A 22,326-nucleotide genomic window follows, 5' to 3' on the forward strand; every position below is an offset into this window, starting at 1 on the left:
GCACCATGAAATTGCTGCACGTCATTCCCTCCATCGACCCCGCCGGGGGCGGCCCCATCGAGGGCATCCGCCAATTGCGCCGGCCCCTGCGCGAGCGCGGCGTCGACGTTGACGTCTGCTGTGGCGATGCGGCCGATGCCCCGTTCGTGCGCGGCAGCGAAATGAATGTGGTTGCGTTGGGGCCGTCCTCGATGAAGTACGGCTTCAACCCAAGGATGCTGGCGTGGCTGCGGGCGCATGCCGGGGACTACGACGCCGTGCTGGTCGAAGGCCTGTGGCAGTTCCATGCGCTGGCCACATGCCTTGCGCTGCGCGGCGCCAGGGTGCCGTACTACGTCTTTACGCACGGCATGCTGGATCCGTGGTTCCGCGAGCACTACCCGCTCAAGCATGTGAAGAAGAGCCTGTACTGGCTGCTCGGTGATTACTGGGTACTGCGACAGGCGCAAGGCGTGCTGTTCACCTGCGAGGAGGAACAGCGGCGTTCACGCCATGCCTTCTGGCCCTACCGCTGCCGCGAGCTGATCGCGGGGTACGGCACGGCGCAGCCTCCGTCGGATGCGGCGCGGTTGCGCGATCTGTTCCTGGCCGCGTTTCCCGCATTGCGTGACAAGCGCATTGTGCTGTTTCTCGGCCGTATCCACGAAAAGAAAGGCTGCGACCTCCTGATCGAGGCGTTTGCCGAGGTTGCCGGTGCCGATTCGCGCCTGCACCTGGTGCTGGCGGGCCCGGTCGATGCGGTGCTGCGCGAGCGCCTGGAGCGGCTGGCCGCGCGCCACGGGCTGGATCGGCGCGTGACCTGGACCGGGATGCTGTCGGGCGAATTGAAGTGGGGGGCCTATCACGCTGCGGAAGTCTTCAGCCTTCCCTCGCACCAGGAGAACTTTGGCGTTGCCGTTGCGGAGGCGCTGGGCTGCGGCGTGCCGGTGCTGATCTCCGACAAGGTGAACATCTGGCGCGAGATTGTCGCGGACGGGGCCGGCCTGGCCGGCGCGGACACCCGTGCCGGCACCACGGCATGCCTGCAGCAGTGGCTGGCGGCGGAGCCGGCCGGGGGGGCGCGCATGCGAGCGCAGGCGCAAGACTGCTTCCGCCGGCGCTTCGAGGTGCAACAGAGCGCGCAGCGGCTGCTGGAGATCATTGGCGGGCAGGCTATGGCGGCGCTGCCGGCGCGCGATGCGCGTGAGGAAGCGGGCGAAAAGGCCCTGGGTTCCACGCCGGCCCGCACGCCATGAAAGCGCTCAGCATCTTCGTCTATGCCGTACTGTCGCAGGGGCTGGGCGCCATCACCGGGCTGCTGCTGGCGCACTGGCTCAACGTTGGCGACTACGCCATCTATACCGTGACCGGCGCCATCGTGGGCGCCATGTCCATCATCACCAAGGGCGGCATCCACTTTGGCCTGAACGCCATCCTGGGGCGCACGTGGCCCGACCGCGAGCGCGCCGCGCAGGCCATCCGGGCCGCGCTGGACCAGCGCAAGCGCATCTCGGCCTTCCTGTTGCCGCCGCTGCTGATCGTCGCCGGCGTGCTGATGTACCGCAACCACGCCACGCTGGCACTGATCGCCGCGCTGCTGCTGACGCTGCTGGCGATGTGGTATTTCGACATGCAGTCGCGCGTGGTGGACCAGGTGCTGCTGTTCGCCAACCGGGCGCCGGCGCTGCAGGCCATGGATGTCGGGTTGTCGGGCGCACGCCTGCTGCTCTCATGGGTGGTTTATCTGCTCGGGCTGCAAGGAGCGCTGGCCGCAAGCCTGGTCAATACGCTCTTCGCCGGTTTGCGGGTGCCGTTCGTGCGCCGCTGGCTGCGGCGCGAACTGCCGGCGGCCGCGGCGGTACCGGTTGCGGAGGACCAGCGCTCGATCCGCGCGATCACGCGCCGGCAGATTCCGATGGATGCGTTCTACTGCCTGCAGTCGCAGTTCACCTTCGGCATCGTGGCCTACTACGGTGCCGCCAGCCAGACCGCGGCGATCGGCGCATTGTCTCGCATCGGCCAGTTGCTGGTGCCAGTCAGCATCGTGGTCGGCGCCTATGTCATCCCCCGCTTCGCGCAGGCACGCGAGCACGTGCTGCGCCAGTACGTGGGCTGGCTGTTGCTGGGCTCGCTGCCAGCGTGCGCACTGGTGCTGCTGGCCTGGCTGTGGCCCAGCCTGCTGCTGCGCCTGGTCGGACCGCACTACGCCGGCCTCAACCTGGAGCTGCTGATCGCCTGCCTGGGGGCGGGCGCCTGCAGCATTGTCGGCATCGCATGGGAACTATTGGCCAACCGCGGGCTGAATCATTTCAACTTCATGCAGGTGCCGGTGGTGATTGCCTGGTGCCTGGCCGCGCCGCATCTGCTCGACCTGTCCACGCTGGACGGCGTGCTCTGGTTCGAGGCCGGCCTGGCCTCGGGGCTCGGCGTCGCGGTGTTGTGCGAGCTGGCGGGTGCCATCCGCGCCGGTCGGCTGTTGCCGCCGGCAGTGTTGTCGGTCGATGGGAGCCGCCCATGAAGGTACTGGTCACCCATCCCGGCCTGCAGCATTCGCACCAGATGGCGCAGGCGCTCTACGAGCAGGGCCTGCTCAGGCAGTACTGGTCCGGCGTGCCGGTGCGCGGCCCGGGCGAGCCGGTGCCGTGGTGGCTGCCGCCAGCCTATGGCGCCAAGGTCCGCGAAGTCGGCATTCCCGAGGCGCTGCGGCGCCATCCCCTGTGCTTCCCGGCCATGCTCAAGCTCGGCCTGCATCGCCGCATCGGCCTCAACCGTTACCTGGGCATGTCGCATTCCGCCTATGCACACCGGGTCTTTCACCTCTTCGATGCCTGGGCGGCGCGCCGCATCGAAGCGCTGCGTCCGGACGTGGTGGTGGCCTACGAGAACTCGGCCATGCTTACCTTCGAAGCGGCCCGCCGCATCGGCGCGCGCTGCGTGCTCGATGCGCCGGCCGTGCATCGCGTGGCGGCGGCGGCCATGATGGATCTGCCGCCCGACCGCTACCAGGCGCAGATCGATGCGCGCAAGGACCGCGAGGTGGAACTGTCGGACCTGGTCATCACCTGTTCCGAGTTCGCGGCGCAGTCTTATGCGGATGCCGGCGTGCCGTCGTCGAAGCTCAGGCCGATCCTGCTTGGCGCAAGCCCGCCCGGCAATGTGCGGCGCCGGCGCACGCGTGCCGGCACGCGCTTCCTGTTTGCCGGCGGCCTGACCACGCTCAAGGCCGTCGACCTGCTGCAGCAGGCCTTTGCCATGGTGCGCGCGCGTGTGCCGGAGGCGGAGCTGGCCATTGCCGGCTGGAGTGCCGAGCCCGGGCTGGCAGCGGCGCTGGCCTCGACTCCGGGGGTGACATTGCTCGGCGCCTTGCCGCAGCCAGTGCTCTACCAGGAGATTGCCGACGCCGATTGCCTGGTGCTGCCGTCCCGTTTCGATTCCTTCGGCATGGTGGTGGCCGAAGCGCTCGCTTGCGGCACCCCGGCGCTGGTATCGGAGCGGGTGGGAGCGAAAGAGATTCTGCAGGAGTTCCCGCGCGCGGGCTGGATCGTTCAGGTCAGCGCGCAATCCTTGTATGACCGCATGCTGGAGCTTGCCACGGTACGCGCCAGCCTGGACGAGGCGCGCCAGTACGCGAGCCTGGCCGGGGAGAAGTACACCTGGGCAAGGTATCGCAGCGCCGCGGTCGCAACCATCGCGACGCTATGCTGAGCCAATCCGCCATACACCTGGGCCCGCCGGCGCGTACGCGCAGCCGCCGGCGAGCACGCACCACCTTCGGCACCGTCTTCCTGTTGGTGTTCCTGGTGGCCATCTTCGAAGGCGCGGCGCGCAAATGGGTGGCAGGCTCGCTAAGCCTGCCACTGGTACTGCTGCGGGACCTGCTGGCGCTCTATGGCATCTACTACGCAATGCGCTACGGCGGCGTCACGCCGGCGCGGCCGGCAGTGCGCCTGCTGCTGCTGTGGACCGGCCTGGTGTTTGCGTGGGGGCTGGTGCAGGCCATCGCCGGCGACGGCACCCTCGCCATCATGCTGGTCGGCCTGCGCTTCTGGCTGCTCTATGTATGGTTCGGCGTTGCCGCGGCGCTGCTGCTTGAGCCCGAGGACGTCGCGGCGATCTGCAAGACCACCCTGGTGCTGATGGTGATGATGGTGCCCCTTGTGGTGCTGCAGCACTATCTGCCGCCTGGCAGCTTCCTGAACCGGCAGGTCGACGGCGACGAAGACAAGGTGTTCATGATGGTGAACGATATCGTGCGCACCACCGGCACGTTCTCCTTTACCCTGGGCTACACCACCTTCCTGGCGATCGCCACCCCGATCGCACTGCAGTACGTGATCGGTGGCGGCGGCAAGCGCCACTGGCTGTACGCGCTGGTGGTGCTGGGGAGCCTGCTGATCAGCGCACTGGTAAGCGGCTCGCGCGCCACGGTGCTGCTGATGCCGGCCCTGTTCGTGGCTGCCGCGCTGTGCATGCTCGCCTTCGGGCGCGCGGCCTTGAAGCGGCGTGTGCTGGTCTGGGCTGGCATGGCAGTGCTGGTCGGCGCGGTCGGCATGACCGTGTTCAGCGATTCGGTACAGGGCACCATCCAGCGCTTCCATGAAGCTGCCGAATACGAAGACTTCGGCGATCGCATGGAAACGATCTTCCTTGGCGAGAGCGAAGCCTACGTCAAGCAAAGCCTGCTTGGGGCGGGGATCGGGCGCGGCAGCAACCTGGCGAGCTATCTCGAGCGCGGCGAGATCACCTTCATGCTGTCGGAAACCGAGACCGGCCGGAGCATCGAGGAAGCCGGCCTGCTCGGCTACGTCTTCGTGGCGCTGAAATTTTTGGTCTGCATGGCCGGTCTTTGGCGCGCTTTCGGCGTGGCCCGCCGCACCGGCCGCTGCTTTGCCATCCTGCTCTGGCTGGTGGGCACGCTGTGCCTGATGTCATGGTCGTTGATCGGCCAGCTGACCACCAATGTGCTTGGCTTCCTCTTTATCGGCTTCACCATGGCGGTGACCCGGCTGGAGCGGCTGGAGGGGCGCAAGCGACCCGACCGCCGGCGGGGGCACGCCCGCTAGCCGCGGGCCGTGGGTACGCATCAACATCGATCTGCGAAAGGCAATATGAGGCTTATTCTGTTCGGTCATCCTGCCTTTTTCGGCAGCCACAGCATGGACCGCTTCGCGGCCATGATCGTCGAGGGCATGCGCGAGCGCGGCCACGATACGCAGCTGTGGACGCCGCCGGCCGTGCTGGTGCGGCTGTCCGCGCGCCCGGGATTGCGCAAGTGGCTGGGCTATATCGACCAGTACGTGATCTTTCCCGCGCTGACGTGGTGGCGGTTGCGCCGCGAGAGAGCGGGCGCGCTGGTGGTGCTGACCGATCATTCGCTGGGCATGTGGATGTGGCTGCTGCATCGCCGCCCGCACGTGATCCACTGCCACGATTTCATCGCCCAGCGCACTGCCGCCGGCGAATTCCCGGGGCGGAACCTCTCGGTCAGCGGGCGCATCTACCAGTCGCTGATCATGCGGGGCATCGCGCTGGGCCGGAATTTCGTCGCGGTCTCGGAGAAGACTGCGCAAGACTTGCTGCGCCTGCATCCGGCGCCCGCGCCGCACGTCCAGGTGGTGCACAACGGCCTCAATTACCCGTTTCGCCCGCTCTCGCACGACGTGGCCATACGCCGGCTACATGCGGCCAGCGTCGACGAGATCCGTCCCGGCATGCTTGTCCATATCGGCGGCAACCAGTGGTACAAGAACCGCGAAGGCGTGCTGGCGCTGTACCAGGCTTATTGCGAGGTTGTTTCCCGCGAATCCGGCGCGCCGCGCCCGCTGTGGATGATCGGGCCCGAGCCGACCCCGGCCATGCGCGAGATGGCCGACAGCGCGGAGCGGCTTGGGGGCAGGGTGCGCTTTCTGCACGGGATGTCCACCGCGGCTGTCCACGCCGTCTATGCGCTGGCGGCGGTGCTGCTGTTTCCGAGCCTGGAAGAGGGCTTCGGCTGGCCTGTGATCGAAGCCATGGCGTGCGGCGTTCCGGTGCTGACGACGGCGCGTGCGCCGATGCAGGAGATCGGCGGCGGGCTGGCGCTGCTGATGGAGCCGATGGTGCCTGGGCAGGCGCAAGCCTGGGCCCGGCGCAACGTGGGGATGCTGCTGGATCTGCTGTCGTGGCCCGAGGCGAAGCTCGGCCGGCTGTCTGCGGAGTCGCTGTCGTGGGCCCGGCATTTCTCGGCGGACCGGGCGCTGGACCAGTACGAGGCCATCTACCGTGTCGCGCTGGCCCCTGAGCCTGCCGGCGAGGCTCAGGGGCAGGAAGGGCCGGCCCGGGGATAGCGGAAAATACCGAAGCTGGCGGTCAACGCGGCAGCGGACGGTGTGGGCCGGATTTACCGGTTCTCGCTATCGGATACTCAGTACCAGATCTCCCTTGGTCTTTCCCGCCACGACGGGGGAAATCGTATAGGTGTATCCGCCCGACAAGGCAAAGGCCGCGAGCTTGAGGAGTTTCGGCCAGCTTTGCTTGTATCGCTTGATGTACTGTATCCGGAATGCCGATGCCCGACCGCCGAACGCGTCAAGCAGCTGGCTGACGTCGAGGTCATCGTCCCAACTCTCGAATACCACCGCAGCACTGATTTCCTTCGGAATGGTGCGTGCGATGGCATGAATGACGGTCGGCTCGTAGCCTTCGACATCGATCTTGATGACGCCGGAGGTCAAGCCGGCTTCCATCAGGCCGCAGAACAGGTTCCGAAATACCTCGTCCGCCGCGGCGATCTGGATCTCCACCCGGAGATACTGTTGCGGGTCGATATGATCGAAGCCATCCTTGCTCGCCAGCGTGGCTGCCGAGTAACTATTGTGCTCGTCGTCAATAAAGGCGCCACCCCAGTTGTGACGGGGCACATTCAGGACTTTGCGTTCATTGGCTTCGCCCAGGCCGAATTCATAGAGACGATAGTCGGTGCCGGCCAGCGAAATCCGGGCGTTGACCCGGAGGATGGAGAAGCAATCCGGGTTGGGCTCGAACATGTGAACCTGCCGGAACCTGCCGCCTGACTGGCATGATGTGAGGCCGATATTTGCGCCGATATCGATCAGAAAATCGCCGTAGCCGGCATTCGCATAGTGCTCGATGAAGCTGCGGACATGGGGCTCGTGGTTGCCGGTGACTTGCGGCGCAGCGGAGATCTGATCGGCACCCCGGAGAAACAGGTTCTGGCTCTTTCGGGTCAGTTGCCTGAACAGCGCCAGCTGAATCTGCTGAAGCGCGGTGTTGAGGACCGATTGCTTGTACTGGTAGGCCTGGTGAGGATCGACTTGCATTGCAGCGCGCTCCTTTAGATATCGGACGACCTAGCCGCTGAACGTTGCATAGGGTCTTTTTTGACTGGGCAGCCTCCAGCGAAATCTTGCACAAGGATTATCAAAGCCGGGGCGGCCGAGGTCTGTACGGCATCGCACTCTGCCTCGGGCTCAGGCGACCGCCGAGGCGTCTGGTGCTGCGGATGATGACACCAGCTCCTGCAGCGCTGATTCCAGTCCTGACAGCACGGCGTCGCGGCCGAGATGGGCTTCGGCCCATGCGCGGCCGGCGGCGGCAAGCATGGCGCGCCGCTGCGGCTGGCACGCGAGCGTCGCAATGGCGTGGGCCAGGGCGCTGCCATCGCCCGGCGGCACCAGCACGCCCACGCGCCCCACCAGGCGCCCAAGTTCGGTCTCGGGCAACGCGGTGGCAATGACCGCGCGCCGGCTTGCCAGCATGCCGGTGAGCTTGGAGGGCATGACCAGGTCGGCGGCATCGGCGCGCTGCGGCAACAGGTGGATATCGGCGGCCGCCATCATGGCGTGGAACTGCGCCTGCGGCTGTAGTGGCAGGAAGTGCACGCGCGCCAGGCCCGCGCACCGGTCCTGCAGCGCGGCACGGCCGCTGCCCTCGCCGCACAGCACCACGTGGATGCGCTGATGGCCCTGCAGTGCCTGCGCGGCGTCGGCCAGCACTTCCAGGCCCTGTTTGTTGCCCATGTTGCCGGCATAGAGGGCGAGCACCGCATCGGCGGGAATCCCCAGTGTCTGCCGGAAGGCGTGCGCGGCGTCGGGCGATGCCTCGTGCAGGTCGGCCCAGTTCGGCAGCAGCTTCAGGCGCGCGTCGCTGACGCCCTTGGCGAGCAAGGCATCCGCCATCGCATGCGAGATGGTGGAGACCCGGTGGTAGCGCGTGGTCAGCGCACGCTCCATGCGCGTGGCCAGGCCGCGCAGCAGCGGATGCCGCAGCACGCCCAGGGCGAAAGCGGCATCGACCTCCAGGTCTTGCACATGCAGCCAGGTCCTGGCGCGGGTCCAGCTGCCGAGCAGCAGCGCCGCCGGGCTGCACATCAGCGTGGGTTCGACGGCAAAGATCACGTCGGGGCGCCAGCGCAGTTGCGCCGCCAGCCATGGCGCGCTGCTCAGCGCAAAGCTCATCAGGTGCAGGATGCGCAGCAGGCCGGAGGGCTTGCGCGGCACCCAGACCGGCGCGCGGTAGACCGTGACCTGGTCATGCATCTCGCGGCGATAGCGCCACGCGCTGTAGCCTTCGCCGACGCGCCAGGCGGGGTAGTACGGCGGCGCGCAGATGACGCGCACCTCATGCCCGCGCGCGGCCAGCCATTGCGCCTGTTCACCGGTGTACTTGCCGATGCCGGTCAGCTCCGGCGCGTAGTTCTGGCAGTAGATCAGGATCTTCATGGCAGCTCCGCGCGCGCGCTCATGGTCAGGCCAGCGCGGGCGCGATGCCGCTGGGCAGCATGCCGGTGCGGCAGGCCTCCTCGTACACGCGGCGCAGGCCGTCTTGCAGGGGGATCTGCGGGCGCCAGCCCGTGCCCATGATGGCGGCGCTGTCCAGCCGCTTGCGCGGCGTGCCGTCGGGCTTGTCGGCTTCGAAGCCGAGGGTGCCGCGATAGTTGGTGACCCGTGCCACCAGTTCCGCCAGCGCGCCGATCGAGATCTCGTCGTCGCTGCCCACGTTGAGAAAGCCCGCGGGGGCTGCCTCGCGGTATGCCGGTGCAGGCAGGGCCATCACGTGCAGGCAGGCACGCGCGAGATCGTCGGCATGCAGGAATTCGCGCAGGGGCCGGCCGCTGCCCCACACCGCCACGCGCGGCGCACCGGCCAGGCGCGCATCGTGGAAGCGGCGGATCAGCCCCGGTATGACATGGCTGTTCTCAGGGTGGTAGTTGTCGCCCGGCCCATAGAGGTTGGTCGGCATCACGCAGCGGAAGTCGGTGCAGTACTGCCGGTTGTAGCTGTCGCACAGCATGATGCCGGCGATCTTGGCGATCGCGTAGGGCGCGTTGGTCGGCTCCAGCGCGCCGGTCAGCAGCGCCGCTTCGCGGATCGGCTGCGGCGCCAGCCTGGGGTAGATGCAGCTTGAGCCGAGAAACAGCAGGCGCCGGACCCCGGCCTGCCACGCGGCGTGGACGACATGCGTGGCGATGGCAAGGTTCTGGTGGATGAATTCCGCGGGATAGGTGTTGTTCGCATGGATGCCGCCGACACGGGCGGCGGCCAGGTAGACCTCGTCGATGCGCTGCGCGGCAAAGAATGCCTGCACCTGCTGCTGGTCGCACAGATCCAGCTCGGCGTGCGTGCGCGTCACGATGTCGGCCGTGCCGCGCGCGCGCAACGCGCGCTCGATGGCCGAGCCGACCATGCCGCGGTGGCCGGCGACAAAGACGCGCGGACGCGGTGCGATGGCCTCGTTCATGGTGGGCTACTCGAGGTGATTGAAGGCCTGGAACCCGGCCAGCCTGACCAGCGCATCGCGCCGCGCGGCGGCGTAGTCGGCTTCGATCATTTCCCTGACCAGTTCCGCAAAGCCGGTGCGCGGGGTCCAGCCCAGGCGCTCGCGTGCGCGGCTGGCGTCGCCCAGCAGGGTTTCCACCTCGGTGGGCCGGAAGTAGCGCGGATCGACCCGCACCACGATTTCGCCTGGCTTGCACACCGGCGCGATCCTGCCGCCCCGCGGGTCTGGCTCGACATGCTCGACCATGCCGACCTCATCGACCCCGCTGCCGTGGAAGGTGATGGTGATGCCCAGCTCGCGCGCCGCGCGCTGCACGAACTCGCGCACGCTGTGCTGTTCGCCGCTGGCGATGACAAAGTCCTCCGGCGCGGGCTGCTGCAGCATCAGCCATTGCATCTCGACGTAGTCGCGCGCGTGGCCCCAGTCGCGCAGGGCCGACAGGTTGCCCAGGTAGAGCGTTTCCTGCAGGCCCAGCGCGATGCGGGCAATGGCGCGCGTGATCTTGCGCGTGACGAAGGTCTCGCCGCGCACCGGGCTTTCATGGTTGAACAGGATGCCGTTGCAGGCATACATGCCATAGGCCTCGCGGTAGTTCACCGTGATCCAGTAGGCGTAGAGCTTGGCGGCGGCATAGGGGCTGCGCGGATAGAAGGGCGTGGTTTCCTTCTGCGGGGTTTCCTGCACCAGCCCGTAGAGCTCGGACGTGGACGCCTGATAGAAGCGCGTGAGCTTCTCCAGCCCCAGGATGCGGATCGCCTCGAGCAAGCGCAGCGTGCCGACCCCGTCGGTGTTGGCGGTGTATTCCGGTTGCTCGAAGGAGACCTGCACGTGGCTCTGCGCGGCAAGGTTGTAGATCTCGTCCGGCTGCGACTGCTGCACCACCCGAACCAGGCTGGCGGTGTCGGTCATGTCGCCGTGGTGCAGGATCAGGCGGCGCTCCTGCGCCTGGGGATCCTGGTACAGGTGGTCGATGCGCTCCGTGTTGAAGAGCGAACTGCGCCGCTTGATGCCGTGGACTTCATAGCCCTTGGCCAGCAGCAGTTCGCACAGGTAGGCCCCGTCCTGACCGGTGATGCCGGTGATCAGGGCACGCCGGATGCCGTTGCGTCCGCGTGGCGCGGAGCGTTCCGGTCCGCTAGCGGTGATATGCCCAAGAGTGTCCAGCTCGTTTGCGCCCATGGCTCTGATCCGTTAGCAAGTGTGGCGACTGTAGCGCCGCGGGCCGGCGGCGGACCGTCTGCTACCCCACACAAGGACCCCGGGCCGATGTGGGCCCGGCGCAACGGATCAGGATTCAGTGGACTCGGTGCGCGATACCGGCGCCGCGGCATCGGCGCGCTCCTGGTCTTCGGGGCGGGCATGGTCCGGGGCGAGCCGCAGATGCCGCCAGAGCAGTTGCGTGGTCACCCAGAACGGTGCCACGCCGCGCCAGCCGGAGCGATGCAGGTGATGGCCGAGATTGTGCGGCAAGGCCAGCATCAGGAACAGCGCTGCCTTGGTCGGGCGGTGCTGACTGCGGCCGTACCGGTGCAGCATGGTGACCATGCGCGCAGCATCGGCGGCAGGGCTGCCGGCGCACGGCGCGGGCCGCGCCGTGTGCAGGTGGTTCACCGCGCTGGGGACCAGTTCGATGCAGCATCCGTGGCCGTAGACGGCGCGCCCGGCGAGATCGGGAACGTCGTAGCCGGAGTCCAGGCGCTCGTCGAACGGCAGGTGATCCAGCAGCGAGCGCGGAAAGACGGTGCTGGACAGCACCACCGAGCAAAGCGGCCGCGCGCGCGCGCCATGGCGCGAGGGGTGGCGCAAAGGCTGTCCGAGGAAGTCATGGTGCAGCGGGTGCAGGCACTCGCCCTCGCACATGGCAATGCCGGTCAGCACCAGGGTGTCGGCGTTGCCGCCCGCGGCGACGCGGTAGATGAAGTCGTCGGCCAGGCGCTCTCCCATCTGCTGCAGGAAGGTCGGCCCCAGCGTGGTGTGGTCGTCAAGAAACAGCACGTGCGAGCCGGTCGCCGCGCGCAGCAGCCGGTTGCGGTTGGCCGCGCCGCTGCGCCTGGGTCCTTCCAGGTACGGGATGTGCGGATAGGCCGCGCGCATCAGTTCGCGGGTGGCGTAGTTGCTGCTGTCGTCGGAGACGATCAGTTGGTGCGGCGGCATGGTCGATTCAGCGATCGACTGCAGTGCCTGGCACAGGCCGTCCGGATGGTCGCGCGTGCTCACGCACACGGAAAAGCTGGGCAAGAACGTGCTGGCTGGCATGATGACCCCTCCCTGGCCGGCAATTGCCGGCACTTGCGCCGGCCCGTCTGTGCGGGCGCGGCGCGGCAAAGCACTCAGACCGCTGGCCTGACCGCCTCGCACGGCGGTTCGTTGCGCCTTGGCGCCACCGCGGCGCCGGTGTTGGATTCGCGCGTGATGCGTTCGTCGCCGCTGACCCATTCCAGCGTGGCGCCGCGCTGCAAGGCTGCGTACACCGCCTCGCCCTTGTTGCGTACCTTCAGCCGCTGGTAGAGCGTGCAGGCATGGCTTTTCACTGTGGCCACCGAGATATTGAGCATGCGGCTGACCGTCTTGATCGGATAGCCGCGTGCCAGCAGCACCAGCACTTCATACTGGCGCGGCGTGATCTTGAGCATTTCAGCTTCGTCGTAGCCGGGCTCTTCCTCGGTCAGCGACACGGCATCGGCTGCCGCAGAGGCAGGCGTAGAGGTCGGCGCAGACAGTGGCTGGCCCGGCCTGAGGTCGGTCAGGTCCCGTACCGCGACGGCGGAGCGCAGCGCGGCGCGCGGGGTGCTGGCGCAGGACGCCAGCGACAACTGCTCCCCCGGCAGGGGGGCCGCGTGCGCGGCACTGAGCGGCAGCGGCGCGGCCGAGGCGAGTGACTGGGTGGCCGGCATGGCCGAGCGCGATGCCGAGGGCAACGCGCCGGTCTCCGCGGCGAACAGCAGCCCCTGCACGCCCGACACCGCCATCCGGATGGCAGCCTCGATCACCGCCAGCGAGGCGGACTTGGGCAGGCAGCCGCATACGCCGCGCGCGCTGTCCGCGGTGGGCACATGCAAGGGCAGGGTGTCAGCCAGGATGAGAATGCGCTGTGGCGCCAGCGCCTGCCGGGCCTGTTCCAGTTGCGCCCAGCCGGGACCCGTGTCGGCCGGCATGCCGAACACCAGCAGGTCTGCATTGTGGTGCCGGGCGTCCAGCCTGGCGATATCCGCGGGCACAATGGCCGCAACCTGAGCGGATTCCTGGATGTTCTCGAGCATCTGCAAAAGCCCGAGCCGGAGCAGCGGATGCTCCTCGATCAGCAAGGCATTCATTGACTTCACTCCCCGTTTTTTCCCGGGGGCGGACTGCAGGGTGCTTTGCGTATGGAGGGCATAACAGGGCGGCAGTCACCGGGGTGACTGGCGACTGACACTGTGGCTGACCCCCATGCTTCCATGCCCGGCGGTTCCGTTCTTCTGATTGGAACTTGTCGACAGCTGGAAGGATGACCCTGGACCCGAACCCGGGAGATACTTACTCCTAAATCAATTGAAATTCATCTTATGGGCTGAGTGAATGGAATGCAAGCGAGTGGGTTAGGGATGGGAGAGGGTGGAAATGAACGGACATTAATAATCCTTTCAAAAATCACCAAAATGTGTCGTAACAGGTTCCGCAAACGCCGCGCTGGCGCCGTTCGCGGTGGTTTCACTGATGTGACATTCAGAATTTAATTGGTTGCAAGACTGAAACAGATTGGATTATCAATACCCCCAATATGGCGGTTTTATAACCCCATTGTGGGGTGTCCGTAATATATCTGCAGCGGCGCTGCTCCAATTATGAAACGAGGGCGCGGATGGTTGTTGCGAAATCAAAGTGCCTGATTTTTCATCGGGTCGGGCGCATGGCCTAATGCTTCTGGATGAGGCCCGGCTACCACCGCGGATGAGGGCTGCGGCGCCGGCAGCACCGGCCGCGCCGTGCTTGCCACCAACCGCCGGAAGGCGGGGTGCAATCCCGGTGCGGCCGGCCAGACATCACCGTACCCAGTGGCCAGGGCGCATGACCCAGCCGTTCGGGCCGCGCACCCAGCGCTCCGGCACATAGCGGTAGCCTGCGCGCTCGGCCTGCCAGTAACCGCCGCGCCAGGCGTAGCGCCCGCCGGTGGCTGCCCAGTGGCCCGGCACCCACACCTGGCCGCGACGCGCGGCAGGATGTGGCTCATAACGCGGCGGCGGGGGCGGATGGCCATAGCCCTGGGCGACCATGACCGGTTGGGCCTCGGCAGGGGCGGTCAGTCCGAAGGCGCCGCCCGTGGCGAGGACGGCAGCAGCAAGCAGGAGTTGGCGTTTCATATGGATGCTCCTTTGGGCGGATGGATCAGTCAGTAGCGGTCATAGTGGTGGTAGCGCGGGGGCGGACCCTCGCGCGGGGGCACCACGATGCAGGCGGAAAGCAGTGCGGCCGTGGTGGACAGCAGCACGACCAGGGAGAGGGCGCGTTTCATATGGGTTCCTGGCGGGTTCGCGTTGGACACGGCTTCAATGTAGCGGCCGGCCCCCCGCACTGGGTGCTTGCACTTGTAAGGCTGTCTCACATGGGGGTGGCCGTTGGCGAAGGCCGGTGACGAGCGCGTGGCGCCTTGGAAACCCTTGCCTGTCAAGGCTTTGCGGGCAGGGCGGCGGCCCCGGGGCGGGGCGCGGGCGGGCCACGTCGGAGGTAATGTGACGTTACACCGGAAATAATTCTCGCAAGGCGGCAGGACGCGGACTCGCCGCTGCACCGTTTGCGGGCGGCCCCGCCGGGCACGCAGAAACAGGTACGCCTGGACGGTGCGCGATGCCTCGCCATGGCGCGACAGTGGGCGCACGGGAACCGTTACGGTGCGTGCACGGGCGCAATGCCGGCCATTGGCAGTGGCATAAAGCTTGCGCCATGGGCTATACCAATCGGAAGTGGCCTCGCGTGCTTGAAGGAGGCGCCATGCCCGTCATGCTGATCGTGCTTGCCTTGCAATGGTTGCAAGGGCTGTCGCCGCCCGCCGCAGCCTTGTTCGCGCTGCCGCAGGAGTCGGCGCCCGCGGATGCAACGGCCATTGTCGAGACGGCCGTGACACGCTGACCCGGCAGTGCCGCCGGGATGGTATCAACTCCCAGCCGCCGTGGCAGTCCGAGTGGTTTCATCCAACCCACCCCTGTCATGGAGGTAGCATGAACCGCAGCGACGTTACCGACCTCATCATCGAAGCCAAGGTCACCCGCGGCATTACCTGGGCGCAGGTGGCCGATCGCGTCGGCCGCAGCAAGGAATGGACAACCGCGGCGTGCCTGGGCCAGATGGCGTTCGATGCCGCCGGCGCGCGCGCGGTGATGGAGGTGTTCGGGCTGCCGCCCGAGGCCGAGCCCTGGCTGCGCGAGGTGCCGTACAAGGGTTCGCTGCCCACGCAGGTGCCTGCCGATCCGCTGATCTACCGCTTCTATGAGCTCATCAGCGTGTACGGCACCACGTTCAAGGCGCTGATCCACGAAGAGTTTGGCGACGGCATCATGAGCGCGATCGACTTCCGCATGGACCTGCAGCGCGAGCCCGACCCCAACGGGGACCGGGTGCGCATCGAGATGTCGGGCAAGTTCCTGCCCTACAAGACGTACTGACGACCTGCCTGGGATCTATTGCGGGGCGTAGCTGGCCGCGCGCACCGGCGGCATCGCAAAGGACACGCCATAGCGCGCCGGGTCCAGGCGCATGGTCAGCACGCCGACCACCGCGGCGCAGGCCAGGTGGTACCACCAGCCGGCGGCGAAGTCGCCGGTATGCTCGTGCAGCATGGCGGTGATCCACGGCGCCAGCGATGCCAGCAGGAAGCCGCCGCCCTGCATCACGGCGCTCAGCGCGCCGGCGCTGTCGGGGTCCGGCAGGTGGTCCAGCGCCACCACCAGGTACAGCGCAAAGCAGCCACCCAGGCCGGCGCCGCCGATCACGGCCCATGCCTGCGGGGCGGCGTCGGGCCACAGCGCGAACCCGGCAAAGCCCGCCACCTGCAGCGCCAGTGCCAGCGCCATCCACGCGCGGCGGTCCAGGCTGCGCGCCGCCAGTGCCGGCAGCAGCAGCGCCGCGGCGGCCTGCGCCACCGCCATCAGCGCCACCAGCGAGCCGCTGGCCGGCGCGCTCCAGCCGTGGCTCTGGTAGAACGGCGCCAGCCACGCCACCAGCGAGGCATAGCCGCCGTTCATCACGCCAAAGCACGCCATCAGCAGCCAGGTGCGCGGACGCCGCAACAACGCGCGGGTCGCGCCCGCCGGGCGGCTTGCAGGCGCGGCCGCGGGCATGTGAGCCGCGGCACGCGGCAGCGCCAACCAGGCCAGGGCCAGCGCCGCCAGCGCGGGCACGGCCCACAGCGCCAGCTGCCGGCCAGGTCGGTCACACAGGGCGACAGTTGCGCGCCCAGCGCGCCGCCGCCCATCAGCGCGGCGGAATACAAGCCCATCACCGGCGCCACGCGCCCCGGGAACTCCTGCTTGACCAAGCCCGGGCAGGCTGCCTGCACCACTGCCACGCCCAGTCCGCACAGCGCCGCCGAGGCGATCAGCCAGGTGCCGTCGGCCACGCCCAGCCGCAGCGCGCACCCGGCGCCGAGCAAGGCCAGCGCGCCCAGCACCGCGGTGCGCGCGCCCATCCGCGCACGGATGGCCGGGCCGAAGAACGCCCCCACGCCCATCAGCAGCATCGGCAGCAGCGTCAGCCAGGCCATGCCCTGGTAGCCGAGGCCGGTGCCGGTGCGGATGGCCGGGGCCAGCGGGCCGACCGCGGTCAGGAACGGCCGCAGGTTCAGGCCGATGCCGGCCACGGCCGCCAGCACCAGCCAGCGCGGCGGCGACGGGCGCACGGTGCCGACGGCGCGGCCAGCCTCGCGCGCGGCCTCAGCCACGGGGAGCGCGCATGCCGTAGAGCTGCGCGGCGGAGATGTCGACCGGCACCCGCGTGAGCGGCAGCGGCGGCGGGGTGAGCGACAGGCGCAGCGCCTGGTAGGCGGCCTCGCTCGACATGCCGTAGGGCGCGGCATCGTTGTTGTCGAAGGCGTAGTACACGGCCTGCACGCCGGCCATGGTCATCGCCGCCAGGCACATCGGGCAGGGGTGGCCGCTGGCATAGACCAGGCTGCCGCGCAGGTCGGGGCGGCCCAGCTTGCGCGCGGCGGCGCGCACAGCCTCCATTTCGGCATGGGTGGTGGGGTCGTGGCTGTGGACGATGTCGTTGACGCCGGTGGCGACGGTCTCGCCGTCGAGCACCAGCACGGCGCCGAAGGGGCGGGCGCCGCGGTCACGGTTGGCAACGGCCAGGCGAACCGCCTCGTGCATGAATTCCTGGTGAGTGGTCATGATTGGCAAAGTGAGTGCATGCTCGCCAGCAGGGCGGCATGGGTCTTTGAGGGGCTTGCCCAGTGGCGGCGGGGCGCAGGCCGGGGCAGCGTGCCAACTGTACGCCGGGGCTTGGTAATTGGGAAATTAAATGATGAAATCGCTGGCAGTGGAAAATCCAATGGATAACCGGCCATGCAGGACCCTAGCCTTGATCCCGTGCTGTTGCAGAGCTTTGTCGCCGTCGCGGAGAGCGGCAGCTTTACCCGCGCCGCCCAGCGCGTGCACCTGACCCAGTCGACCGTCAGCCAGCAGGTGCGCCGCCTGGAAGACCAGCTTGGCTGCGCGCTGCTGGACCGTGGCGGCCGCTATGTGACGACCACGCCGGAAGGCGAGCGGCTACTGGGCTACGCGCGCCGCCTGCAGCAGCTGATGGCCGAGGCGGTGGGGCAGCTACGCCAGAGCGCCGGCCAGGGCGAGATCCGCATCGGCGTGCCCGAGGACTTTGCCGCGCGGCCGCTGACGCCGGTGCTGGCGGGGTTTGCCGATGACTGGCCGGGCATGCGGCTGGAGGTGACCAGCGGCATGAGCCATGAGTTGTGGCAACGCTTCCAGGACCGGGAACTGGACCTGGTGCTGGTCAAGCAGCGGACCGGGCAGGCGCCGGGGCTGGCCAGCTGGCCCGAGCCGCTGTGCTGGATCGACAGCCGCAGCCGTCCGGCGGTGGCGCGCGACCCCGTGCCGCTGGTGGTATTTCCGGCGGGCGGGCTGTACCGCGGCGAGATGACGCACGCGCTCGATGCCGGCGGCCGGCGCTGGCGCGTGGCCTTTGTCAGCGCCAGCCTGGCCAGCATCCTGGCCGCGGTGGCCGATGGCCTGGGCGTGACGCTGCTGCCGCGGCGCCTGGCCACGGCCCACCACACGGTGCTGGAGGATGCCTGGCCCGCCGCGGTGCCCGACGTCGAGCTCAGCCTGCACGCGCAGCCGGACCTGCCAGCCGCGGCGCGCGACATGGCCGCGCGGCTGGCCGCGCTGTGCGAGACCGTGATGGGGCCGGGAGCGCCGCCCGCGGATCAGCCGAAGAACTCGTTGTAGTAGCGGGTGCAGGTGCCAGCCGGACGGAAGGTGTAGGGCAGCTCGGCCATGGCGGCGGCTTCGAGCGAGCCGAACGGGATGTCGGGCGCGGTCATGGGGCTGGCGTCGTCCGTGGATTGGTGCTCGGGGTGCGCATGCTGGGCGCGGGCGTGGGATGGCGAAGTCATGTCAGGCTCACTTTCAAGGGCCGGGCGGGTGCAGTGTCAACCTCCCGGCAACGACGGAACGGCGTTGTCAGCGCTGTAGCCATGCTAATGCTGCAGCGCGGCGCAGTCAGCCACCCCGGGCTGAACACACTGTTGCGAAATCGCGCCCAATCGATGTGACTTGTCCGCTGTTGCCTGCGGTTGGCCCATGCCGATGCGTTGCGCCGCCGCCTGCTGCGGCAGGGTCTATATTGGCGGAGGGGCGGCCCGCGCCGGGTTTCCCCATCCATTGGATTGCGCCATGCCACTGCCACCGTGCTTTGCTGATCGCCGCGAGGCGGGCCAATACCTGGGCCGCCACCTGGCCGAGCTTGGCTTTGGCGCCGCGCGGCTGGGCCAGCCGGCGCTGGTGCTGGCGCTGCCGCGCGGCGGCGTGCCGGTGGCCTATGAGGTGGCGCGCGCGCTCGACGCACAGCTGGACGTGCTGCTGGTGCGCAAGATCGGCGCCGCCGGCTACCCGGAACTGGCGCTGGGCGCGGTGGTGGAGGGCGATGCCGGCGGCGGCGGGCCGCATACGGTGGTCAATGACGACCCGTGGGCGCGCCGCGCCGTCGAGAGCGGCAGCTTCGATGCCGAGCGCGGCCGGCAGCTCGATGAGATCACGCGGCGCCAGCAGCGCTATCGCGGCGGTGCGCCGGTGCCGGCGCGCGCGGGCCGCACGGTGATCGTGGTCGATGATGGCGTGGCCACCGGCGCCACCATGCGCGCGGCGCTGGAAGGCGTGCGCATGGCCGGGGCGGCGCGCGTGGTGGCGGCCACGCCGGTGGGCGCGCAGGACGGGCTGGCCAGCCTGTCGGCGGCGGCCGACGAAGTGATCTGCCTGAACACGCCGCCCAGTTTCGGCGCGGTGGGAGCTTTCTACCTGGATTTCAGCCAGACCAGCGACGAAGAGGCGCTGGCCCTGCTGCGCGCGGCGGCGGCACCGCCCGCGCCCTGACGTTCAACCCGCCGCTCAACCCAGTTGGCCGCGTTCCCGGGCCAGGCGCGCCTTCAGGTGCGGCACCAGCCCGCCGGCGGCCAGGATTGCGCGCAGGAAGTCCGGAATGGGTTCGCACGCGACCAGGCTGCCGTCGTCCAGGCGCAGTTGCGCCGTGTCAAGGTCCAGCACCGCGTGCGCGCCGTCGGCCAGCCGGCCGGTGTCGGCGCAGACCAGCACCGGCAAGCCCAGGTTGATGGCATTGCGGTAGAAGAGCCCACCAAAGGATTGCGCCACCACTGCCGCCACGCCCAGCTCGCGCAGCGCCTGCGGCGCCTGCTCGCGCGATGAGCCGATGCCGAAGTTGGCGCCTGCCACCAGCACGTCTCCGGGGCGCACGCTGCCGGGAAACTCCGGGCGCACCGAGGCCAGGCAATGGCGGGCCAGCACGGGCAGCGGCGATTTCATCAGCACGGCCGGGGCCATGGCATCGGTATCGATGTTATCGCCGAAGCGCCACAGGCGGCCGGCAGGGGCAGCAACAGGGGCAGCAACAGGGGCGGGGGCAGGGTTGGGGGCGTCAGCAGAGGTCATGCAGTCAGTCTGTCCCGCCAGGCGGGCTCTAAGTCAGGTCCGCGGCGTTACTTCAGCAGCGTGCGCGGATCGGTAATGCGGCCGGTGACGGCGCTGGCGGCCACCGTCATCGGCGAGCCCAGCCACACAGCGCTGCCCGCGTCGCCCATGCGGCCGGAGAAGTTGCGCGCGGTCGAGGCAATGGCGCGGCTGCCCGCCGGGAAGCGTGTCGCGCCATAGCCGGCGCAGGCACCGCAGGCATTGGGCAGCAGCGTGGCGCCAGCGTCGGCCAGGATGCCGAGCGTGCCTTCCCGCTCGGCCTGCAGCTGGTCGCGGCGCGAGGCCGGCGCCACCTGCAGCGTCACGCCCGCCGCCACGCGGCGCCCGCGCAGCACGCGCGCGGCCATGCGCAGGTCTTCCAGCTTGGCGCCGGTGCAGGCGCCCAGGTAGGCGATCTGCACGGGCTCGCCGGCGGCCTGGTCCACCGGCGCGCTGTTGGCGGGCGAGTGCGGCGCCGCGACCTGCGGCGCCAGCGCCGCGGCGTCGAAGCGGTGGGTGGCCAGCACCGCCGCGCCGGGGTCGGTGCGCCAGTGGGCCAGGTCGATCGCCGCCAGCGTCTGCGCTGGCACGCCGGTCTCGGCCAGCCAGTCGATCGTCACCGCGTCAGGCGCCACCAGGCCGGTCTGCGCGCCCAGTTCGGCGCTCATATTGGCCAGCGTCATGCGCTCCTGCATCGGCAGCGCGGCGACGGCGCTGCCGGTGTATTCGAGCGCCTCGTAGCGCGCGCCGCCCATGCCGAGGGTGGCGCACAGGAACAGCATCATGTCCTTGGCGCAGACCCCCGGCGCAAGCTGGCCATCCCATTGCAGCCGGATGGTGTGCGGCACCCGCAGCCAGATCTCGCCGGTGGCCAGCACGCCGGCCATCTCGGTCGCGCCCACGCCGAACATATAGGCGCCGAAGGCGCCCCCGGTGGGGCTGTGGCTGTCGCCGCCGACGATGAGCCGGCCCGGCAGCACATGGCCGCGCTCGGGCAGCACCACGTGGCAGATGCCTTCGGCGTCGATGAAGTGGGCCCCGGCCTGGCGCGTCCAGTCGCGCGTGAAGCGCAGGATAGCCTCGGCCTGGGAATCGCCGCCCGGCACGAAATGATCGGTCACCACCACATAGCGCGACGGGTCCCAGACCCCGGTGCCAAGCTCATCCAGCAGCGGCGCCACGCGGCGCGGGCCGCTGGAGTCGTGTGACATCGCCAGGTCGACCCGGCAGATCACCACGGTGCCGATCGCAGCATGCGCCAGCCCGGCGGCGCGTGCCACCAGCTTTTGCGCCAGTGTGGCGGGGGTAGAACTCATTCCGGCGATGCTCCCGAATACCTGACCACGGCCGCCCAGCGCTTGACGTCCTGCTTCACGAAGGCGGCGAAGGCCTCGGGCGGCGTGCCCATCGGCTGCGCGCCGTCATTCTCCAGGCGCTTGCGCACCGCGGGGGCTTCCAGCCCCTTGCGCGCGGCCTGGTACAGCGCCTGCGTGACCTCGTGCGGCATGCCGGCCGGTCCGAACAGGCCGAACCACGCGCTCGACTCAAAGCCCTTGACGGTGTTGCCGATCGGCGCCGCGCCGGGGAACTGCGGCAGCGGCGCGGGGCTGGTCACGCCCAGCACCTTGAGCTTGCCGGCGCGCACGTGCGGCAACACGTTGATGGTGCTCGCGAACATCAGGTCGCACTGGCCCGCCAGCACGTCGGTCAGCGCCGGCGCGGTGCCCTTGTACGGGATGTTGACGATGTAGGTGCCGGTCATCATCTTGAACATGTCGCCCGCCATATGCAGCGACGAGCCGACCGAGCCGATGGCGAAGTTCAGCTTGCCCGGCTCGGCGCGGGCCAGGCGGATCAGCTCGGGCACATTGCTGGCCGGCAGTTTGGGCGTGGCCACCAGCACGCTCGGCACGGTGGCCACCAGCGTAATCGGCGTGAAGTCCTGGATCGGGTCGAACGGCAGCTTCTTGTACAGCGTGGCGTTGATGGTATGGCTGGTGAAGCTCATCAGCAGCGTGCTGCCGTCCGGCGCGCTCTTGGCGACCAGGTCGGCGGCGATATTGCCGCCGGCGCCGGGGCGGTTCTCGACCACCACCGGCTGCCCGAGCTCCTGGGACATTTCCTGGGCGATGGTGCGCGCCAGCGTGTCGGTGGTGCCGCCGGCGGGCGCGCCTACCAGGATCCGGATCGGCTTGCCGCCGGCAAGCTGGGCCTGCGCAGCGGCGGACAGCGGCAGTACCAGCGCGCACGCGGCCAGGCCCGCCAAGCCGGCAACAGCACCGAGGCGTCGTACCACGGCGCGGCGGGCAATCGAGGGCAAACGGGACGGGCTGGACGGGACCAGGCGGAACACTGGCATGACGGCGGCTCCTCGCTTGATGTGATCAGGAATGCGCAG

Annotated in this window: 22 protein-coding genes and 1 pseudogene; 9 read left to right on the top strand and 14 right to left on the bottom strand. The window is 68.9% G+C overall.

Annotation, left to right across the window (positions count from 1 at the left end; all coding sequences use genetic code 11):
- Positions 1-5: 5 nt before the first annotated feature.
- The 5 genes from DN412_RS07685 to DN412_RS07705 all read left to right on the top strand — a co-directional run bounded on the left by DN412_RS07685 (position 6) and on the right by DN412_RS07705 (position 6,305).
- On the top strand, positions 6-1,235 hold the full coding sequence (locus DN412_RS07685; RefSeq protein ID WP_115013951.1) for a glycosyltransferase: 1,230 nt from the start codon (positions 6-8) through the stop codon (positions 1,233-1,235).
- A complete protein-coding gene (locus tag DN412_RS07690; RefSeq protein ID WP_115013952.1) occupies positions 1,232-2,497 on the top strand; it encodes a hypothetical protein in 1,266 nt (421 codons plus the stop codon). The genes DN412_RS07685 and DN412_RS07690 overlap by 4 nt, the downstream gene beginning before the upstream one ends.
- Positions 2,494-3,684, top strand: a complete 1,191-nt coding sequence (locus tag DN412_RS07695) for a glycosyltransferase family 4 protein (RefSeq protein WP_115013953.1) — start codon at positions 2,494-2,496, stop codon at positions 3,682-3,684. The genes DN412_RS07690 and DN412_RS07695 overlap by 4 nt, the downstream gene beginning before the upstream one ends.
- Positions 3,678-5,042 carry a hypothetical protein gene (locus tag DN412_RS07700; RefSeq protein ID WP_115013954.1) on the top strand — a complete coding sequence of 455 codons (1,365 nt, stop codon included), beginning with the start codon at positions 3,678-3,680 and terminating at the stop codon, positions 5,040-5,042. Before DN412_RS07695 ends, DN412_RS07700 begins: the two co-directional genes overlap by 7 nt.
- Before the next feature lie 93 nt (positions 5,043-5,135).
- Complete coding sequence (locus tag DN412_RS07705; RefSeq protein WP_244222588.1) at positions 5,136-6,305, top strand: glycosyltransferase; 1,170 nt, start codon at positions 5,136-5,138, stop codon at positions 6,303-6,305.
- Positions 6,306-6,371: 66 nt separating this feature from the next.
- On the opposite strand, the gene DN412_RS07710 is transcribed toward DN412_RS07705, so the two are convergent.
- The 8 genes from DN412_RS07710 to DN412_RS45445 all read right to left on the bottom strand — a co-directional run bounded on the left by DN412_RS07710 (position 6,372) and on the right by DN412_RS45445 (position 14,248).
- Entirely contained in the window at positions 6,372-7,298 is a 927-nt protein-coding gene (locus DN412_RS07710) for an FkbM family methyltransferase (protein ID WP_115013956.1), read from the bottom strand.
- Positions 7,299-7,448: 150 nt separating this feature from the next.
- Entirely contained in the window at positions 7,449-8,699 is a 1,251-nt protein-coding gene (locus tag DN412_RS07715) for a glycosyltransferase WbuB (protein WP_115013957.1), read from the bottom strand.
- A gap of 25 nt (positions 8,700-8,724) precedes the next feature.
- A complete protein-coding gene (locus tag DN412_RS07720; RefSeq protein ID WP_115013958.1) occupies positions 8,725-9,717 on the bottom strand; it encodes a GDP-L-fucose synthase family protein in 993 nt (330 codons plus the stop codon).
- A 6-nt stretch (positions 9,718-9,723) separates the two neighbouring features.
- Positions 9,724-10,935 carry a GDP-mannose 4,6-dehydratase gene (gmd, locus tag DN412_RS07725; RefSeq protein ID WP_208647577.1) on the bottom strand — a complete coding sequence of 404 codons (1,212 nt, stop codon included), beginning with the start codon at positions 10,933-10,935 and terminating at the stop codon, positions 9,724-9,726.
- A 108-nt stretch (positions 10,936-11,043) separates the two neighbouring features.
- A complete protein-coding gene (locus tag DN412_RS07730; protein ID WP_115013959.1) occupies positions 11,044-12,012 on the bottom strand; it encodes a glycosyltransferase family 2 protein in 969 nt (322 codons plus the stop codon).
- 74 nt (positions 12,013-12,086) lie between these two features.
- Positions 12,087-13,070, bottom strand: coding sequence for a helix-turn-helix transcriptional regulator (locus tag DN412_RS07735; protein ID WP_115013960.1), 984 nt, complete (start codon positions 13,068-13,070; stop codon positions 12,087-12,089).
- A 708-nt stretch (positions 13,071-13,778) separates the two neighbouring features.
- Positions 13,779-14,096, bottom strand: a complete 318-nt coding sequence (locus DN412_RS07740; RefSeq protein ID WP_115013961.1) for a YXWGXW repeat-containing protein — start codon at positions 14,094-14,096, stop codon at positions 13,779-13,781.
- 29 nt (positions 14,097-14,125) lie between these two features.
- On the bottom strand, positions 14,126-14,248 hold the full coding sequence (locus DN412_RS45445) for a hypothetical protein (RefSeq protein ID WP_272939559.1): 123 nt from the start codon (positions 14,246-14,248) through the stop codon (positions 14,126-14,128).
- A gap of 485 nt (positions 14,249-14,733) precedes the next feature.
- Between DN412_RS45445 and DN412_RS45450 the strand changes: the two genes are divergently transcribed.
- Positions 14,734-14,862: a hypothetical protein gene (locus DN412_RS45450; RefSeq protein WP_279635152.1), complete on the top strand. Its 129-nt coding sequence runs from the start codon at positions 14,734-14,736 to the stop codon at positions 14,860-14,862.
- 89 nt (positions 14,863-14,951) lie between these two features.
- Positions 14,952-15,395, top strand: coding sequence for a cyanase (cynS, locus tag DN412_RS07745; protein WP_078198698.1), 444 nt, complete (start codon positions 14,952-14,954; stop codon positions 15,393-15,395).
- Positions 15,396-15,410: 15 nt separating this feature from the next.
- On the opposite strand, the pseudogene DN412_RS07750 reads toward cynS, so the two are convergent.
- A pseudogene (locus tag DN412_RS07750) lies at positions 15,411-16,669 on the bottom strand (cyanate transporter).
- On the bottom strand, positions 16,662-17,120 hold the full coding sequence (locus DN412_RS07755) for a nucleoside deaminase (protein ID WP_115013962.1): 459 nt from the start codon (positions 17,118-17,120) through the stop codon (positions 16,662-16,664). The pseudogene DN412_RS07750 and the gene DN412_RS07755 overlap by 8 nt, the downstream one beginning before the upstream one ends.
- Before the next feature lie 174 nt (positions 17,121-17,294).
- Between DN412_RS07755 and DN412_RS07760 the strand changes: the two genes are divergently transcribed.
- On the top strand, positions 17,295-18,194 hold the full coding sequence (locus DN412_RS07760; RefSeq protein ID WP_115013963.1) for a LysR family transcriptional regulator: 900 nt from the start codon (positions 17,295-17,297) through the stop codon (positions 18,192-18,194).
- Here the strand turns inward: DN412_RS07760 and DN412_RS07765 are convergent.
- Positions 18,173-18,361 carry a hypothetical protein gene (locus DN412_RS07765; protein ID WP_115013964.1) on the bottom strand — a complete coding sequence of 63 codons (189 nt, stop codon included), beginning with the start codon at positions 18,359-18,361 and terminating at the stop codon, positions 18,173-18,175. The two genes, DN412_RS07760 and DN412_RS07765, sit on opposite strands and share 22 nt — an antisense overlap.
- A 280-nt stretch (positions 18,362-18,641) precedes the next feature.
- On the opposite strand from DN412_RS07765, the gene DN412_RS07770 reads away from it, so the two are divergent.
- Complete coding sequence (locus DN412_RS07770) at positions 18,642-19,337, top strand: phosphoribosyltransferase (protein WP_115013965.1); 696 nt, start codon at positions 18,642-18,644, stop codon at positions 19,335-19,337.
- A 15-nt stretch (positions 19,338-19,352) separates the two neighbouring features.
- Here the strand turns inward: DN412_RS07770 and DN412_RS07775 are convergent, their stop codons facing one another.
- From DN412_RS07775 to DN412_RS07785, 3 genes are read right to left on the bottom strand one after another with little or no spacing between them, the layout of a single operon-like run.
- A complete protein-coding gene (locus tag DN412_RS07775; protein ID WP_115013966.1) occupies positions 19,353-19,910 on the bottom strand; it encodes a LeuD/DmdB family oxidoreductase small subunit in 558 nt (185 codons plus the stop codon).
- A gap of 47 nt (positions 19,911-19,957) precedes the next feature.
- Positions 19,958-21,244 carry a 3-isopropylmalate dehydratase large subunit gene (locus DN412_RS07780; RefSeq protein ID WP_115013967.1) on the bottom strand — a complete coding sequence of 429 codons (1,287 nt, stop codon included), beginning with the start codon at positions 21,242-21,244 and terminating at the stop codon, positions 19,958-19,960.
- Positions 21,241-22,287, bottom strand: a complete 1,047-nt coding sequence (locus DN412_RS07785) for a tripartite tricarboxylate transporter substrate binding protein (RefSeq protein ID WP_115013968.1) — start codon at positions 22,285-22,287, stop codon at positions 21,241-21,243. The genes DN412_RS07780 and DN412_RS07785 overlap by 4 nt, the downstream gene beginning before the upstream one ends.
- Positions 22,288-22,326 lie beyond the last annotated feature (39 nt).

This window comes from Cupriavidus lacunae, from assembly GCF_003353055.1.
Lineage (GTDB): Bacteria > Pseudomonadota > Gammaproteobacteria > Burkholderiales > Burkholderiaceae > Cupriavidus > Cupriavidus lacunae.

Coding starts and splice junctions, on each gene's coding strand:
- DN412_RS07685 (WP_115013951.1), top strand. CDS start 6: ATGAAATTGCTGCACGTCATTCCCTCCATCGACCCCGCCGGGGGCGGC.
- DN412_RS07690 (WP_115013952.1), top strand. CDS start 1,232: ATGAAAGCGCTCAGCATCTTCGTCTATGCCGTACTGTCGCAGGGGCTG.
- DN412_RS07695 (WP_115013953.1), top strand. CDS start 2,494: ATGAAGGTACTGGTCACCCATCCCGGCCTGCAGCATTCGCACCAGATG.
- DN412_RS07700 (WP_115013954.1), top strand. CDS start 3,678: ATGCTGAGCCAATCCGCCATACACCTGGGCCCGCCGGCGCGTACGCGC.
- DN412_RS07705 (WP_244222588.1), top strand. CDS start 5,136: ATGGACCGCTTCGCGGCCATGATCGTCGAGGGCATGCGCGAGCGCGGC.
- DN412_RS07710 (WP_115013956.1), bottom strand. CDS start 7,298: ATGCAAGTCGATCCTCACCAGGCCTACCAGTACAAGCAATCGGTCCTC.
- DN412_RS07715 (WP_115013957.1), bottom strand. CDS start 8,699: ATGAAGATCCTGATCTACTGCCAGAACTACGCGCCGGAGCTGACCGGC.
- DN412_RS07720 (WP_115013958.1), bottom strand. CDS start 9,717: ATGAACGAGGCCATCGCACCGCGTCCGCGCGTCTTTGTCGCCGGCCAC.
- gmd (WP_208647577.1), bottom strand. CDS start 10,935: ATGGGCGCAAACGAGCTGGACACTCTTGGGCATATCACCGCTAGCGGA.
- DN412_RS07730 (WP_115013959.1), bottom strand. CDS start 12,012: ATGCCAGCCAGCACGTTCTTGCCCAGCTTTTCCGTGTGCGTGAGCACG.
- DN412_RS07735 (WP_115013960.1), bottom strand. CDS start 13,070: ATGAATGCCTTGCTGATCGAGGAGCATCCGCTGCTCCGGCTCGGGCTT.
- DN412_RS07740 (WP_115013961.1), bottom strand. CDS start 14,096: ATGAAACGCCAACTCCTGCTTGCTGCTGCCGTCCTCGCCACGGGCGGC.
- DN412_RS45445 (WP_272939559.1), bottom strand. CDS start 14,248: ATGAAACGCGCCCTCTCCCTGGTCGTGCTGCTGTCCACCACGGCCGCA.
- DN412_RS45450 (WP_279635152.1), top strand. CDS start 14,734: ATGCTGATCGTGCTTGCCTTGCAATGGTTGCAAGGGCTGTCGCCGCCC.
- cynS (WP_078198698.1), top strand. CDS start 14,952: ATGAACCGCAGCGACGTTACCGACCTCATCATCGAAGCCAAGGTCACC.
- DN412_RS07755 (WP_115013962.1), bottom strand. CDS start 17,120: ATGACCACTCACCAGGAATTCATGCACGAGGCGGTTCGCCTGGCCGTT.
- DN412_RS07760 (WP_115013963.1), top strand. CDS start 17,295: ATGCAGGACCCTAGCCTTGATCCCGTGCTGTTGCAGAGCTTTGTCGCC.
- DN412_RS07765 (WP_115013964.1), bottom strand. CDS start 18,361: ATGACTTCGCCATCCCACGCCCGCGCCCAGCATGCGCACCCCGAGCAC.
- DN412_RS07770 (WP_115013965.1), top strand. CDS start 18,642: ATGCCACTGCCACCGTGCTTTGCTGATCGCCGCGAGGCGGGCCAATAC.
- DN412_RS07775 (WP_115013966.1), bottom strand. CDS start 19,910: ATGACCTCTGCTGACGCCCCCAACCCTGCCCCCGCCCCTGTTGCTGCC.
- DN412_RS07780 (WP_115013967.1), bottom strand. CDS start 21,244: ATGAGTTCTACCCCCGCCACACTGGCGCAAAAGCTGGTGGCACGCGCC.
- DN412_RS07785 (WP_115013968.1), bottom strand. CDS start 22,287: ATGCCAGTGTTCCGCCTGGTCCCGTCCAGCCCGTCCCGTTTGCCCTCG.